We start from the raw sequence: 14626 nt of genomic DNA, 5'->3' as shown, positions 1-14626 counted from the left end.
ATATCTGATCGCCTGGCTGCTCGGCGTACCGATCGGGCTGCTGGTGCTGTTCTTTCTGGTGTCGCACCTCTTCTGACGCACGCGACGCCTCGTCGACGAAAACGGGCCGACGGCTGAAATCAGCCGCCGGCCCTTCTCTTTTGCGTGCGGTACGTGATGCGTCGCGCTTACTTCACCGCGTTCGCCGTCATCTTGAAGATGCCCTGCGCGTTGCCCGCGTCGAAGCGCAGGTCGGTCACCCAGCGACGCGACGCCTGGTCGAACGTGCGCTTGCGCGTGATGAACTCGTAGAACGAACCCGGCACGTCGCGCTTCACCGTGCCGCCGTCGCGGGTGCGGAACTCGCGCTCGACCGTATCGGCGCGATAGGCCGTCTGGAACACGCGGCCCGAGCGCGAGCGTTCGACTTCCGGCTTCATCGGCCGGCCCTTCGCCTTCTCGTCGTCGGACAGCTTGAACACGTCAGCGACGCGGTCGGTCGCATGATTGAACGCATTGCCTTCGGTCGCGATCCACGCCATTTCCGCCGATTCCATCAACAGCGTCTCGTAGTCGAGTTCGTTCGGCACGTCGTGCTGACGCGCGAACGCGCCGACGATTTCCGGCAGCAGCGCATGCGCGGCATCCAGCGGCAGCCAGCCTTCGCGCTCGACTTCCCACAGCAGCGCGACGGCCGCCGGCGACAGCGGATCGCGCGACGAGCCGACGACGTTCGTCACCGCCTGCTGGAATTCCTTCGAGAAGCGCTCCGGATGCAGTTCGCTGACGAAGAACTGCGCGATTTCGTCCGGCGCGTCTTCATGCGCATACGCGCGGCCGGTCATGCCGAGCTTGTCGAGCGGGTAGCGGCCGTTCAGGCGAAAGCCGAGCGGCCGCAGGATACGCGTGAACGCGGCCTCGCCCGGCGGCAGCGCGCCCGTGTGCGGCCAGCGCACCGTGCGCAGCGCGCCGTGGTCGAAATAGACGGAGCCGCCGCGTTCGATCGCGTCGGCCGTATACGCGCGGCCGTTCGCCGAACGCTCGAGCAACCCTTCGAACAGCGCCATGTTCATCGCCTGTGCGATTTCCGCGCGCGTCACGATGCCGTCCTCCCATTCCTCGAGGATGGCCGGCATGTTCAGGGTCGAGAACAAGGCGTCGGTCTTCGCCTGTCCCAGCAGCTTCGTCAGCAAGCTGTCGATATTCGGATTGCGCATCAGGATTCTCGTCTCGGGGGACCCGCCGGCAAACGTGCCGGCAAACTCGTCGGCCGGCCGCCCGCGGGCGCCTGACCTGGCACGGGAAGCATTATTCAAAGGGTTGCAGCGGGGCGTAAAGCGAGATTAAATTGATATGTGATGAGTTTTTGGAATTATCAGCCGCTTTTCGCTCGTCTCTCGCCCCCGTCCGGCGCGGCCCTTTTTATCAGATGAATCGAGCATCATGCGCAAATTCAAGATCCCCAACATGGGCGCGCTGGTGGCTTTCGAAGCCGCCGCCCGCCACGAGAGCTTCACGCACGCGGCCAAGGAACTGTTCCTGACCGAAAGCGCGGTGTCGCGGCAGATCGCGACGCTGGAGGCGAGCCTCGGCGTGCGGCTGTTCGCGCGCGTGAAGCAGCGCGTCGTGCTGACGCGCGCCGGCAAGCTGTACGGCACGCAGGTGCGGCGCGCGCTGGAAGCGCTCGATCGCGACACGCTGTCGATCATCGCGCACGGCAGCGGCGGCGGTTACCTGGAACTCGCGGTGCTGCCGACCTTCGCGTCGCACTGGCTGATTCCGCGCATCAAGAGCTTCTACGACCGCACGCCGGACGTGCGCGTGAACATGGGCAGCCGCACCGACCTGTTCTCGTTCGAGGACACGCACTTCGAAGCCGCGATCCACTACGGCAAGCCGACCTGGCCCGGCACGTCGTCCGACTACCTGTTCGGCGAGGAAGTCGTGCCGATCTGCTCGCCCGCGCTGCTGAACGGGCCCGTGGAGCGCGTCGAGGATCTGCTCGCGTATCCGCTGCTGCACTCGACGACGCGCCCCGGCGCGTGGGCGCAGTGGTTCGAGACGCACGGCGTCGAGGACATCCGCACGATGCAGGGCGTGCGCTACGAACTGCATACGATGCTGATCAGCGCGGCCGCGGCCGGGCTCGGCGTCGCGCTCGTGCCGAAGTTCTTCGTCGAGGAGCAGTTGCAGCAGCTCGGCCTCGTCGTGCCGTGCGACGCCGCAACCGTCGGCGATTCGGCGTATTACCTCGTGTATCCGACCGAGTTCAGCCACAGCAAGCCGCTGGAATCGTTCCGCGGCTGGCTGCTCGAACAGGCCAGCGCGTATGCGGCGCCGGAGCGCGATGTGCACGACGACGATGAAGAGGATGACGAAGACGTCGAGTAATGGCGTGGTAGCGCCGATGTCATCGCGCGCTGGCGCCGCATGCGTGCCGCGCCAGCGCGTCGGCTGACACGATCTTCACCAGCAGCGCGCGGGCGCGGCCGCTCATGCTCGGCACATTGATCGCGAGGCGCGATCATGGGCATTCAGATGCGGGGCATCGTGACGGCGCCCCGCATCGTCGCACACCGCGTGCGTTACATGTGCCACTTCACCGTGGCGGTCAGCGTACGCGGATCGCCGGGCATGTTGTACAGGTCCGCGTTGCCGTGCGCGGCGATGAAGTAGCGGCGATTGAACAGGTTGTCGAGCGTGAGCGTCACGTCGACCTTCTTGCTGCGATAGCCGGCGCCCAGGTTGAACACCGTGAACGACGGCAGCGTGACGAGATCGCTCGCCGACGTATAGCGCGCCGACTGGAACTGCATGCCGGCCGCCGCATAGAAGCCGTACGGCAGCTCGCGCTTGAGCCACAGGTTCGCGCTGTGGCGCGGCATCAGCCCCGGCGTGTTGCTCGACACCGCGAGGCCGGCCGCCGTCGATTGCGCGGAACCGTCCACCGTGCCGTTCAGGTACGCGTAACCCGCATACACCGACCACTTCGGCGCGATCTCGCCGGTGAAGCCGAGCTCCATCCCGTGCACGTGCTGCGTGCCGATCGGCAGCGCGTAGCCGGGATTCGCGGGGTCGCCGATCTGCTGGTTGGTCTGGCGCATGTCGAACAGCGCGACGCTGGCCGTCGCCTTGCCGCCGAGGTCGAAGCGCGAGCCGACTTCATACGCGGTGGTCTTCTGCGGCGCGAGCGCGGCGCCGTTCGAGAACGCGCCGGAACTGATCAGCGTGTCGGCCAGCGGCGAGAACGACTGGCTGAACGACCCGTACAGCGTGAGCCAGTCGAGCGGTTCGTAGATCAGCCCGACGCGCGGGCTCCACGCGTGGTCGGTACGGTCGAGATTGACGTTCGACGACGTGTAGTCGTGACGGATCTGGTTCAGGTAGTCGAAGCGCAGGCCGGCGAGCACCTTCCAGTGTTCGGTCAGCGAGATCAGGTCCTGCGCGTAGACGCCCGCGAGCCCGACGACGGTCGACGCGTTCGTCTTCGCACGCGAGCCGATCGGCACGCCCGGGAGGACGACCGGCTGCGGATTGAAGAGGTCGTAGGTCGCGACCTTCGTCACGCTGTAGATCGTGTCGAACTTCTGCTGCTGCGACAGCTCCAGCCCGTACAGCAGCTCGTGGCGCATGCCGAACAGCGACGTCTTCTGCGTGAGTTCGAACAGGCCGTCGATGCCGTGATCGGTACGCTGGCGCGTCGACTGGTCGAGCGTGACGACCGGGTGCGCGGCGGTCTTGATCGGCTCGTACGTCACGTAGTTCTTCCGCTCGAGCGAGAAGTCGTACGCGCGGATCGCGCCGTGGAACGACAGCGAATCGTTGAAGCGGTGATCCAGCGACACCGTCGCGCTTTTCGCGGAGACGTCGTTGTACGAACTGTTCACCCCGTCGGCCGACCCGTAGTACGTGTTGATCGGCACGTCGACCGGCCGGCCGCGATACGCGGGTATCCCCTGGTCGGACGTGCGGCGGTCGTGCAGGTAGTCGAATTCGACGTTCAGCACGGTGTCGCGATCGAGCTTGAACTGCGCGGACGGCGCGATCGCCTGCCGGTTGAGCTGGAACTGGTCGCGGAAGCTGTTCGAATTCTCGGCCGCGCCGGTCATGCGAAAGCGCGCCGCGTCGTTCGCGTTCCAGCCGAGGTCGAATTCGCCGCGCCGCTCGCCGCGCGTGCCGAGCGCCACGCCCACGTCGTTCACCGGGTTCGCCTGCGGCCGCTTCAGCACGCGATTCACGATGCCGCCCGCCGAGCCGCGCCCGTACAGCACGGCCGCCGGCCCCTTCAGCACTTCCACGCGATCGACGTTCGACAGGTCGCGGTAATACAGCGCGTCGTCGCGAATGCCGTCGACGTACTGGTCCGTGATGCTGTTGAAGCCGCGGATCGTGATCTGGTCGCGCTGGCCGTCGCCGACCGAGAAACCGACGCCCGGCACGTTGCGCAATGCGTCCTGCAGCGACGTCGCGTTCTGATCCTCGATCACCGCATGCGGCACGACGTTCACAGTCTGCGGCACGTCCATCAGCGACATGTCGGTCTTGGTCGCCGCGCGCGAGTGGCCGCCGTCGTACGACGCATGTTCGGCGGCCGCGTTGACGGAAATCGCGGGCAGGGTCGCCGCGGCGTCGGTCGCCTGCGCAAACGAAGTGCGGGCGCCGGCCAGCGACGTGGCGATCAGAAGCGCATGGCACGCGCTCGTGTTGAGTTTCATCGTGAACGTAGAAGGTGGTGAAGAAAACGGCGAACGGCCGGCGCGGATCGCTGCCGGCCCGCGCAACCGGCACGAAAAAAGCCGTGACGCCTCGTCACGGCCCGTAATGCGGCGAAATAATAAACGAGAATGATTCGTGTTTTTAATTAATTTTCACCGTGTCGCCTGCCCGCAACGTGAACGCGCATTGCGCTCTGCATTCCTGACGAATGCCTTTCTGTTTAGACGATCGGGCGGCTGAGACCGTAATAAAAACGAAAGAATTTAACCGGTCGCCGCATGTGGCAACGCTTGGGAAAAGGCGGGATTCGGGAGGGGGCGATGGAGACGGGAGACGGGAGACGCTGGAGAGGATGACAAAGAATCGGGAGAAACAGGCGGGACGGATTCAATAGTCCGGTGCGCGCCGGACCGGGCAACCCCGACCCGGCGCTCCGGGCAGCCGACCTCGTATCGGCGGTGCGGCGGATCTTCTTCTATTCTTCACTACGTCTGCTCTCAGGTTCACTGCATTTTTTTCCTCACCGCGTCAGACCATTATCCGCTCAATTCTGCGGAAGTAAAACGTTTGCGGTTGCACCCCAGCTGTTATCCCGGCGATTCGGCAACAGTCTTTCCGAATGCTTACGGTAATTGCGACGCGATTCTCGCTGTGTTGCATTCGTTGCGACGTTCCTTTTAAATGGAACTGGTTCCATTCGTCGAGTCGGCCATGTTCGCGCGTGACGAGGCGTCGCCCGCGCGTCATGATGCCGATTCGGGATCGAGGATCATCCCTTCAGGATTCGCATCGCCCGTCCTTCCCGGACACCCGTCAAACGAGACCGTCATGCCCGATTCCGCCTCCCTGCAGCACCTGTTTCCCGCGTTACAGGACATCCCCGCCGAATTCCGGCTGGCTTCGCCGATTCACCAGCGCGTGTCGCTCGTCGACGGCGAATTGCGACCATGGGACGGCACGACCAAGACCGTGCTGTCGCCCGTGTGCGTGCGGCAGGCGGACGGCAGCGTCGAACAGGTCGAGATCGGCAGCTACCCGGTGATGGGCGAGACGGAAAGCGACGCGGCGCTCGACGCCGCGGTGCGCGCGTACGACGCCGGCCGCGGCGAGTGGCCGACGATGAAGGTCGAGCAGCGCATCGCGTGCATGCAGGACTTCATCAAGCGGATGGTCGCGCAGCGCGAACTCGTCGTGAACCTGATCATGTGGGAGATCGGCAAGAGCCTCGCCGATTCGCAGAAGGAGTTCGACCGCACCGTCACGTACATGACGCAGACGATCGACGCGCTGAAGGAGCTCGACAACGCGAACTCGCGCTTCGTGATCGCGGAAGGCACGATCGGCCAGATCCGCCGCACGCCGCTCGGCGTCGTGCTGTGCATGGGCCCGTACAACTATCCGCTGAACGAAACCTTCGCGACGCTGATCCCCGCGCTGCTGATGGGCAACACCGTGGTGTTCAAGCCGCCTCAATACGGCACGCTGCTGTTCGAGCCGCTGCTCGAAGCGTTCCGCGACGCGTTCCCGAAGGGCGTGATCAATACGATCTACGCGCCGGGCGCGGTGGTCGTGCCGCACATGCTCGCGTCGGGCAAGATCAACGTGCTCGCGCTGATCGGCTCGAGCAAGGTCGCCGATCATCTGAAGAAGCAGCATCCGAAGTCGCACCGGCTGCGCGCGATCCTCGGGCTCGACGCGAAGAATGCGGCGATCGTGCTGCCCGACGCCGATCTCGACCTCACCGTGAAGGAGTGCCTGCTCGGCGCGCTGTCGTTCAACGGCCAGCGCTGTACCGCGCTGAAGATACTGCTCGTGCATCGCTCGATCGTCGACGAATTCCTGAAGCGCTTCACCGCCGCGCTCGAGCAATTGAAGATCGGCATGCCGTGGGAAAAGGGCGTCAGCATCACGCCGCTGCCCGGCATGCATCGCACCGCGTACATGACCGACGCGATCGACGACGCGAGGGCGTTGGGTGCGCAGGTCGTCAACCATCAGGGCGGCGAATTCAGCAAGACGCTGTTCTACCCGGCCGTCGTGTATCCGGTGTCCGAAGGGATGAAGCTGTACCGCGAGGAGCAGTTCGGGCCGATCATTCCGGTCGCGCCGTTCGACGACGTGGACACCGCGCTCGACTACGTGACGACGTCGGAGCACGGGCAGCAGGTCAGCATCTTCGGTTCCGATCCGGCAGAGATCGGCGCGCTCGTCGATCCGCTCGTGAACCAGGTGTGCCGCGTGAACATCAATTGCCAGTGCCAGCGCGGGCCCGACGTGTTCCCGTTCGCGGGACGCAAGGATTCGGCGGAAGGCACGCTGTCGGTGACCGACGCGCTGCGCGCGTTCTCGATCCGCTCGATGGTCGCGGCGAAGCAGACCGACAGCAGCAAGCAACTGCTCGATTCGATCGTGTCGGATCACCACTCGAAGTTCATCAATACGGGCTTCATTTTCTGAAGCCGGCTTGATCGATGCCGGGGCCTCCGCCGCACATGGTGCGGCGGAGGGTTTCACGCACGCATCGCGCGGCTACACGTTCGTCACCAGCAGCCGGATCCCCGCCACGCCGAACACGACGGCCAGGCACGCTTCCATCGCACGCCGCCCGCGCACGTACAGCCGGCGCGCCCCATCCATCGAGAACACCAGCGCATAGCCGCCGAACACCAGGCAGCCGATCGCGAGGCAGCCCGGTACGACGGCGCCATGCGCGCCGCCCGCGCCGTTCGACGACAGCGCGACGATCGACACCCATACGAGAATCGCCTTCGGATTGGTCAGGTGCAGCATCGCGCCGCGCACGTAGAAGCGCGACAGCCGTTGCTCGCGCGCCGCGTTCGCCGCTGTCGCCGGCGGGCCCGACAGCGCCGTGCGCCCCGACTTGAATGCGAGCCACAGCAGGTACAGCCCGCCGAAGACCTTGATCGCGACCAGCAGCTTCGACCACGCGAGCAGTGCGGCCGAGATGCCGAGCGCCGCCACCGTCGCCCAGAACATCGAACCGGAAATCACGCCGAGCGCGAACGCAAGGGCCGCCTTGCGCCCCTGGTTCGCGGCGACCGACATGATCGCGAGATTGCTCGGCCCGGGGCTGGCCGTGCCGATGAAATAAGCGGTGTAGGCAAGCAGCAGGTTGGCGGAGAAGAAAGCGTGGACGCTCATGTCGAACCTCGCGGAGATGGTCGGGAGATTGTTGGCAAACCCGCGCCGTCTGCCCATGGACAATTGCGCGGCAATTCGCTGGGCCAGTTGTGTGGCCATGCAACCGTTCGTCGCGCGCCGACCGTCTCTGTTTTGAAACAACCGGCGCATTCGCCACCGGTGCGTGCGACACGGCGGCGGGGCGTGGCGTGCAGCCGTTTCTCGTCGGCGAACGTACGGCGGGCGCGGCCATCCGCCGGCACGCGTCGTTCCGGCCTATCGCCGGCAGAAACGCGCGATGCGTCGGATGCCCGCGTTACGTTACATCCGTGAAGCATTTCGCATCGTCGCGCCGCGTCGGACGCCCCATGCCGCCCGCCTCCCGCCCGTAGACGCACGCCTCGGCCATCTGCGCAATCCAGTCCCGACGGGACTCGCCGAGCGATGCCGGATCGCGGCTCAACATTACTCAACAATCGTCCGGCGGTGCTGGTACGGAATCTGCATTCCGTTCGGGCAGAAGCCGCGCCCGTTACCGCGCGGACATGAATTCACCCCGGGCGCTCGCCGGACGCGCCCGTACGATATGCACACGCAACGAGGCTCTCCATGGATGCGCAGCCCAATTCGTCCGATTCGTCGTTCCAGCTGTTCCTCGCGAAGGTGCTCGAACAGCCGCTGCCCGACTGGACCGAAAAACAGCAGATGGAACTCGAGATGGCGCACGCGCTGTCGACGCAAATGGTCACGCTCGCCGAAGACATGCGCGGCCGCACGCCCGATCTCGCGCGCTGCCTCGTGCTGCTGCGCTACGCGAAGGTGCTCGACTTCATGCTGACGTCGCTCGCCGCGCACCGCGACATTCATCCGCAGACGCTGCGCACGCTGTTCCGGCTCGCGAACCTGAAGGTCGACGACGCGTATCCGGTGTGAGCCGGCACAACGGACCGGCGGCCGTGCACGACCGCCGCGGCCACGCCGGCCGTGCGTGATTCGCCCGCCGCACACGCACGGCCCGCCTGCCCCTCCGCGCAAACGGAGGTACAATCGCGCGCCATGAACGCACTTCGCCGCTTCCTGCTCCGGCCAGGCGTCGCGCGACAGTGGCTGTGGGGGTTCCTCCTCGTGACGCTGCTGTCCCGCGCGCTGATGTCGGGCGCCGTGATGCTCGATCCGGACGGTCCGGAGGCGGGCTCGGTGGTGCTGTGTTCGGGCCGAGGCCCGCTGATCGTCGCCGGCGCCGCACTGGCCGCCCGCTTCGACGCGAGCGCGCCGATCACGCCGGCCAACGATGCGCTCGCGCTCGTCGATGCACTCAAGCATGACAAGCACGCCGACAAGGCCCCATCCTCTCGCGACGGCGACAGTCTGTGCGCATTCGGCGCCGCGCTGTTCACCGCGCTCGCCTCGTTCGTGCTGCTGGCGCTGCTGTTTCCCGCTGCGCCGCCGCGGCGCTTCCGCGTTCACGTCTACAGCCATCCTTTCGTGCGATCGATATTCGACGATCGCCCGCCCTCCCGCGCTCCTCCCCGGTTCTGCTGAACGTTCCGCCCGGTGGCGCATGCACGTCGACGTGCATGCGCGTTCACGCCGTTCGTTTCGCCCGACCTGATTCACGCGTTCACCCGCCTGCCCGCTTCGCGCGGGCGACGCCGCCCTGCGCCCCGTTTGCGCAGCGCGCCGCGCCGCCTGCCGCGCCGACGCACGCACGCGGGTGCGACGCACGTTGACGGCAGCCGGCCCGCGCCGGCTCCGCCGTTCGACGCACCCGAGGAGTTCACACCATGTCGACCATCGTCGATCGGGCCATCTCGCCCGCCCGTTCCGCCAGCGCCGGTTACCGGACGCTCTGGCGCTGGCATTTCTATGCCGGCCTGTTCGTGATGCCGTTCCTCGTGATCCTCGCGATCACGGGCACGCTCTACTGCTTCCAGCCGCAGAGCGAGCCGCTGCTGTATCCGCACCGGCTGGTCGTCGAACCGCGCGCGACGCCGCGGCTCGATGCCGACACGCTGCTCGCCCGCGCCCGCACCGCGATGCCGGCCGGCGCAACGCCGGTTTCCGTGCAAGTCTCCACCGCGCCGGATCGCAGCGCCGAGTATGTTTTCCGGCTGCGCGACGGCAGCCGCGAGAGCGTGTACGTGAACCCGTACGACGGCCGCGTGCTCGGCACGCTGAGCGTCGAGAACCGCTTCATGCAGGTCGACCGGATGCTGCATCGCAAGCTGCTGCTCGGCAAGACCGGCGAGTTGCTGATGGAACTCGCCGCCTGCTGGACGTTCGTGATGATCGGCACCGGCATCGCGCTGTGGTGGCCGCGCGGCGCGGCACGCGTCGGGCGTGCGCTGCAGCCCGACCTGTCGCTGCGCGGCCGGCCGCTGTGGAAGAGCGTTCACGCGACGGCCGGCATCTGGCTCGCGGCCGGCACGATCGCATTCATCCTGTCCGGGCTGCCGTGGTCGGGCTCGTGGGGCAAGAACTTCAAGGCGCTCGCCGCGACCGTGAACCTAGGCGCGCCGGAAGGCGCGTGGGGCGGTGCGTCGGTGCGCTCGACGCGCCCGGGCGCCGCCGCGACGGCCGAGACCGCGCGTGCGCATGCGCCGGGTACCGCCCCGTCCGGCCATCACCACGAATCGGACGAATCGATGCCCGGGATGGTGATGGACGACCTGCCGCTGCCGCAAACGCCGTGGGCGGTCGGCAACGTGCCCGTGCCGCATTCGCCGTCCGCGCCGACGCCCGCGCCGCTGCCGCTCGCCCGCGCGATCGCGATCGTCGCCGGGCTCGGCGTGACGAGCGGCTATACGCTCGCGCTGCCGTCCGGCGCGGACGGCGTGTTCACCGCGTCGTACTTTCCGGCCGACCCGAAGGCCGAACGCACGATCTACGTCGATCAGTACAGCGGCGCGGTACTGAAGGACATCCGCTATGACGACTACGGCGCGGTATCGCGAGCGGTGTCGTACGGCACGTCGCTGCACATGGGCCGTTATTTCGGGCTCGCGAACCAGATCGTCTGCGCGGTGCTGTCGCTCGGGCTGGCCGCGATGGCCGTCACGGGCACCGTGATGTGGTGGAAGCGCCGCCCGGCCCGGACGCTGGGCGCACCGTCGCGCGAACGCGGCGCGCCGCCGATGCGCGGCTGGATCGCCGGGCTCGTGCTGCTCGGCATCGTGTTCCCGTTGATGGGGCTGACGATCGTCGCGGTCTGGGTGCTTGACCGGCTGCTGTTCGGCCGCGCGGCGCGCGCCGCGGCGTGATGGACGCAAGCGCTTCTCCCCTTCGAAGGATACCGAAATGATGAAGTTCAGATCGATGCTGCCTGCTGCCGTGCTCGCGGCGCTGTCGCCGGCCGGGCAGGCACACGCACAGGAAAACGGCGTCGACGGCAGCGGCGCCACGCTCGCACCGATTCGCGTCGATGCGCAGAAAGCGCCCGCGCTGACGCAACCGCTCGACACCGGCAGCCATCTCGGGCTGTCCTCGCTCGAAACGCCCGCGAGCGTCGAGCAGATCAGCCGCGCGACACTCGACACGCGCGGCGACAGTTCGATCGTCGACGCCGTGAGCCGCGCCGCCGGCATCAGCGCGTCGCCGCATCCCGGCAACGGCAATTCGGAGCTCGCCGCGCGCGGCTTCGTCGGCGCGTCGTCGGTCACGCAGCTCTACGACGGCGTGCGCCCGTACGGCGCGATCGGCGTCACGTTCCCGTTCGACACGTGGTCGGTCGACCATATCGACGTGCTGCGCGGCCCCGCTTCGGTGATCTACGGCGAAGGCGCGATCGGCGGCGTGGTCAACATCGTCCCGAAGAAGCCGACGCGCACGCCGATCCGCAACGAACTGCAGGTCGGCGGCGGCACCGAAGGAACCGCGCGCGCCGCGTTCGGCAGCGGCGGCGCGATCAACGACACGCTGTCGTACCGCTTCGACATCAGCGGCAACCGATCGTCGAACTGGGTCGATCGCGGCGATTCGCGCAACCTGTCGATCTCCGGCGCGCTGCGCTACGACGTGACGCCCGAGCTGTTCGTGACGGCGTCGTACGCGCAGGGCTTCATGCATCCGATGCAGTATTTCGGCGCGCCGCTCGTCAATGGTGCGCGCGATCGCGCGCTCGACAAGAAGAACTACAACGTCGGCGACGCCGACATCGCGTTCCGCGACAGCTGGGCCACCGTCGCGGCGAACTGGCAGCCGAGCGACAGCCTGAACGTGACGAGCACGCTGTACCGGATGAAGAGCAACCGTCACTGGAAGGATGCGGAGTACTACACGTACCTGCCGCCGAGCGCGCAGGTTCGGCGCAGCAGCTATACGGAAATCTTTCACGACCAGGAACAATACGGCAACGTGACGACGGCCACCGTCGGCGGCGCACTGCTCGGCATGCGCAACACGTTTTCGGCGGGCTTCGAGTTCAACCACACGACGTTCCAGCACGACAACAACGCGCCGTATGCGGGCACGTCGACGGTCGATCCGTTCGACTTCGATCCGGGCAACTTCATCAACACGGCCGGCACGTTTCCGAAGTACCGCAGCCAGTCGAACCAGTACGCGCTGTTCGCGGAGAACCGGCTCGAGATCACGCCGCGCTGGTCGGTGATCGGCGGGCTGCGCTACGACCATGCGAGCGTGAACCGCGACGATCTCGTGAACGGCGGCGCATTCACGAAGGTGTTCGCGAACACGGGCTGGCGCGTGGGCACCGTGTACGACGTGCGGCCCGGCCTCGCCGTGTATGGCCAATATTCGGTCGCGGCCGATCCGGTCAGCTCGCTGCTGTCGCTGAATGCATCGAAGGCAAATTTCACGCTCGCGACCGGCCGGCAGATCGAGATCGGCGTGAAGCAGTCGTTCCTCGACGGCAAGGCGGAATGGACGCTCGCCGCGTACCGGATCGTGAAGAACAACCTGCTGACGGCCGACCCGGTGAATCCGAACCAGTCGATCCAGGTCGGCCAGCAGTCGTCGCGCGGGCTGGAGGCGACGGTCGGCGCGGAGATCGCGAAGGACTGGCGCGTCGACGCGAACGTGTCGATCCTGCGCGCGAAATACGACGATTTCCGGCAGTCGTCCGGCGGCACGATCGTATCGCGCGCGGGCAACGTGCCGGTGTCGGTGCCGCAGCGGCTCGCGAACCTGTGGGTGAGTTGGCGCTTCGCGCCGGACTGGACGGGCATCGCGGGCGTCAAGTACGTCGGCAAACGGTTCGCCGATACCGCGAACCAACTCGTGATGCCGTCGTACACGACCGTCGATCTCGGCCTCGCGTGGAAGCCGCGCAAGGACACGACGATCATCGCCCGCGCGTACAACGTGTTCAATCGCCGCTATGTGCAGTCCGCGTACTACGACGAAACGCAGTATCTGCTCGGCAACGACCGGCGGTTCGAGGTGCTGGCGAACTATAGGTTCTGAGCGCGCATGCCGCCGCGCACCGTGCAAGGCGGCATGCGCGCGGCGGCGTGCCGGTCAGCGCTCGGCATCGCCAGCTCGCATCGATGCATCACGCACGCGTGCCCGCCGCGCGCCCCGCCATCCACTTCCGGTAGCGCCGCGTCTGGCACTGCGCGGCCAGTTGCTGCCGCACCAGCGCGCGCAGCGGCGACACCTGCGGGTGCGTGCGGCGCCCTTCGCTCAACCGCGTGAGCTGGAATTTGACGACGGCCATGTTCGCCAGCGCGCCCAGCGCCTTGTTCTTCCAGCGGATCGGCTGCAGCACCGGCGCGCTGTCCTTGCCCGCGCGCCAGTCGCGCGGCAGGTTCGGGTCGATCGACAGCGCGGTCGCGATGCCGACCATCGCCACGCCGCTGTTCACCACCTGCTCGGCCACCGCGCGGCGCCGGATGCCGCCCGTGACCATCAGCGGCATCCGTGCGACGGCCGTGATGTCGCGCGCGAATTCGAGGAAATACGCTTCGCGCGCCAGCGTGCGGCCGTCGCGCGCCTCGCCCTGCATCGCCGGCACTTCATAGCTGCCGCCCGACAGTTCGACGAGATCGACACCGAGCGGATTCAGCAGTTCGACCACGCGCTTCGCGTCGTCCGCGCTGAAGCCGCCGCGCTGGAAATCGGCCGAGTTCAGCTTCACCGCGACGACGAACGCCGGCGACACCGTCGCGCGCACCGCCTTCACGATGTCGAGCAGCAAACGCGCGCGATTCTCGATGCTGCCGCCCCACTGGTCCTGCCGACGGTTCGTCAGCGGCGACAGGAACTGGCTCAGCAGATAGCCGTGCGCCGCGTGCACCTGCACGCCGGTGAAGCCGCTTTGCTCCGCGAGCTGCGCGGCGCGCACGAAGCGCTGCTGCACGTCGGCGATATCGGCTGCCGTCATTTCCTTCGGCACCGGAAACTGCTTCGACAGCGCGCCGAGCGCGAGCGGCACGGCCGACGGCGCAAGCGTCGTCTGGCCAAGCGCCGCCTGCATCTGGCGCCCCGGGTGATTGATCTGCATCCACACGTGCGCGCCGTTCGAGCGCGCGCTCTGCGCCCAGCGGCGGAAACGGTCGAGATGCGCGTCGCTTTCGAGCACGACGCCATTCGGCCCCGTCATCGCGCGGCCGTCCACCATCACGTTGCCGGTCAGGATCAGGCCGACCTGTCCGTCGGCCCACGCCTGATACAGGCGCAGCAACGCGTCCGACGGCGCGTGGTCCGCATCGGCCATGTTTTCTTCCATCGCGGCCTTGGCCAGACGGTTCGGAATCACCGCCCCGTTGGGCAGTGTGAGCGGCGCAAACAGATTCATGATGGAACATCCTCGATTGACGATGGCCCCACG

Annotated in this window: 10 protein-coding genes; 6 read left to right on the top strand and 4 right to left on the bottom strand. The window is 67.0% G+C overall.

What is annotated here, in order from left to right:
- Nucleotides 1-167: 167 nt before the first annotated feature.
- Nucleotides 168-1196: a DUF1338 domain-containing protein gene (locus tag CFB89_RS18005; protein ID WP_089469030.1), complete on the bottom strand. Its 1029-nt coding sequence runs from the start codon at nucleotides 1194-1196 to the stop codon at nucleotides 168-170.
- A 226-nt stretch (nucleotides 1197-1422) separates the two neighbouring features.
- On the opposite strand from CFB89_RS18005, the gene CFB89_RS18000 reads away from it, so the two are divergent.
- Nucleotides 1423-2370, top strand: a complete 948-nt coding sequence (locus CFB89_RS18000) for a LysR family transcriptional regulator (protein WP_089469029.1) — start codon at nucleotides 1423-1425, stop codon at nucleotides 2368-2370.
- A 194-nt stretch (nucleotides 2371-2564) separates the two neighbouring features.
- On the opposite strand, the gene CFB89_RS17995 is transcribed toward CFB89_RS18000, so the two are convergent.
- The gene (locus CFB89_RS17995; protein WP_089469028.1) at nucleotides 2565-4694 is read right to left on the bottom strand and encodes a TonB-dependent siderophore receptor; all 2130 of its coding nucleotides are present in this window, start codon (nucleotides 4692-4694) and stop codon (nucleotides 2565-2567) included.
- Between the two features lie 829 nt (nucleotides 4695-5523).
- Here CFB89_RS17995 and CFB89_RS17990 point away from each other — a divergent pair.
- Nucleotides 5524-7152 (top strand): NADP-dependent glyceraldehyde-3-phosphate dehydrogenase, encoded by a 1629-nt coding sequence (locus CFB89_RS17990; protein WP_089469027.1) that lies wholly within the window; start codon nucleotides 5524-5526, stop codon nucleotides 7150-7152.
- A 72-nt stretch (nucleotides 7153-7224) separates the two neighbouring features.
- On the opposite strand, the gene CFB89_RS17985 is transcribed toward CFB89_RS17990, so the two are convergent.
- Nucleotides 7225-7857, bottom strand: a complete 633-nt coding sequence (locus CFB89_RS17985; protein ID WP_089469026.1) for a LysE family translocator — start codon at nucleotides 7855-7857, stop codon at nucleotides 7225-7227.
- Nucleotides 7858-8445: 588 nt separating this feature from the next.
- On the opposite strand from CFB89_RS17985, the gene CFB89_RS17980 reads away from it, so the two are divergent.
- The 4 genes from CFB89_RS17980 (at nucleotide 8446) to CFB89_RS17965 (ending at nucleotide 13260) form a co-directional block, all read left to right on the top strand.
- A complete protein-coding gene (locus tag CFB89_RS17980; protein ID WP_089469025.1) occupies nucleotides 8446-8769 on the top strand; it encodes a DNA-binding protein in 324 nt (107 codons plus the stop codon).
- Nucleotides 8770-8892: 123 nt separating this feature from the next.
- Nucleotides 8893-9378 carry a hypothetical protein gene (locus CFB89_RS17975; protein WP_089469024.1) on the top strand — a complete coding sequence of 162 codons (486 nt, stop codon included), beginning with the start codon at nucleotides 8893-8895 and terminating at the stop codon, nucleotides 9376-9378.
- Nucleotides 9379-9620: 242 nt separating this feature from the next.
- Nucleotides 9621-11096 (top strand): PepSY domain-containing protein, encoded by a 1476-nt coding sequence (locus CFB89_RS17970; protein WP_089469023.1) that lies wholly within the window; start codon nucleotides 9621-9623, stop codon nucleotides 11094-11096.
- A gap of 40 nt (nucleotides 11097-11136) precedes the next feature.
- A complete protein-coding gene (locus tag CFB89_RS17965) occupies nucleotides 11137-13260 on the top strand; it encodes a TonB-dependent siderophore receptor (RefSeq protein ID WP_089469424.1) in 2124 nt (707 codons plus the stop codon).
- An 88-nt stretch (nucleotides 13261-13348) separates the two neighbouring features.
- On the opposite strand, the gene CFB89_RS17960 is transcribed toward CFB89_RS17965, so the two are convergent.
- Nucleotides 13349-14593, bottom strand: a complete 1245-nt coding sequence (locus tag CFB89_RS17960) for an NADH:flavin oxidoreductase/NADH oxidase family protein (RefSeq protein ID WP_089469022.1) — start codon at nucleotides 14591-14593, stop codon at nucleotides 13349-13351.
- Nucleotides 14594-14626: the final 33 nt, after the last annotated feature.

The sequence above is a fragment of the Burkholderia sp. AU16741 genome (assembly GCF_002223345.1).
GTDB classification, from domain to species: Bacteria; Pseudomonadota; Gammaproteobacteria; order Burkholderiales; family Burkholderiaceae; genus Burkholderia; species Burkholderia sola.
This window is presented reverse-complemented; position numbering and strand designations above follow the sequence as displayed.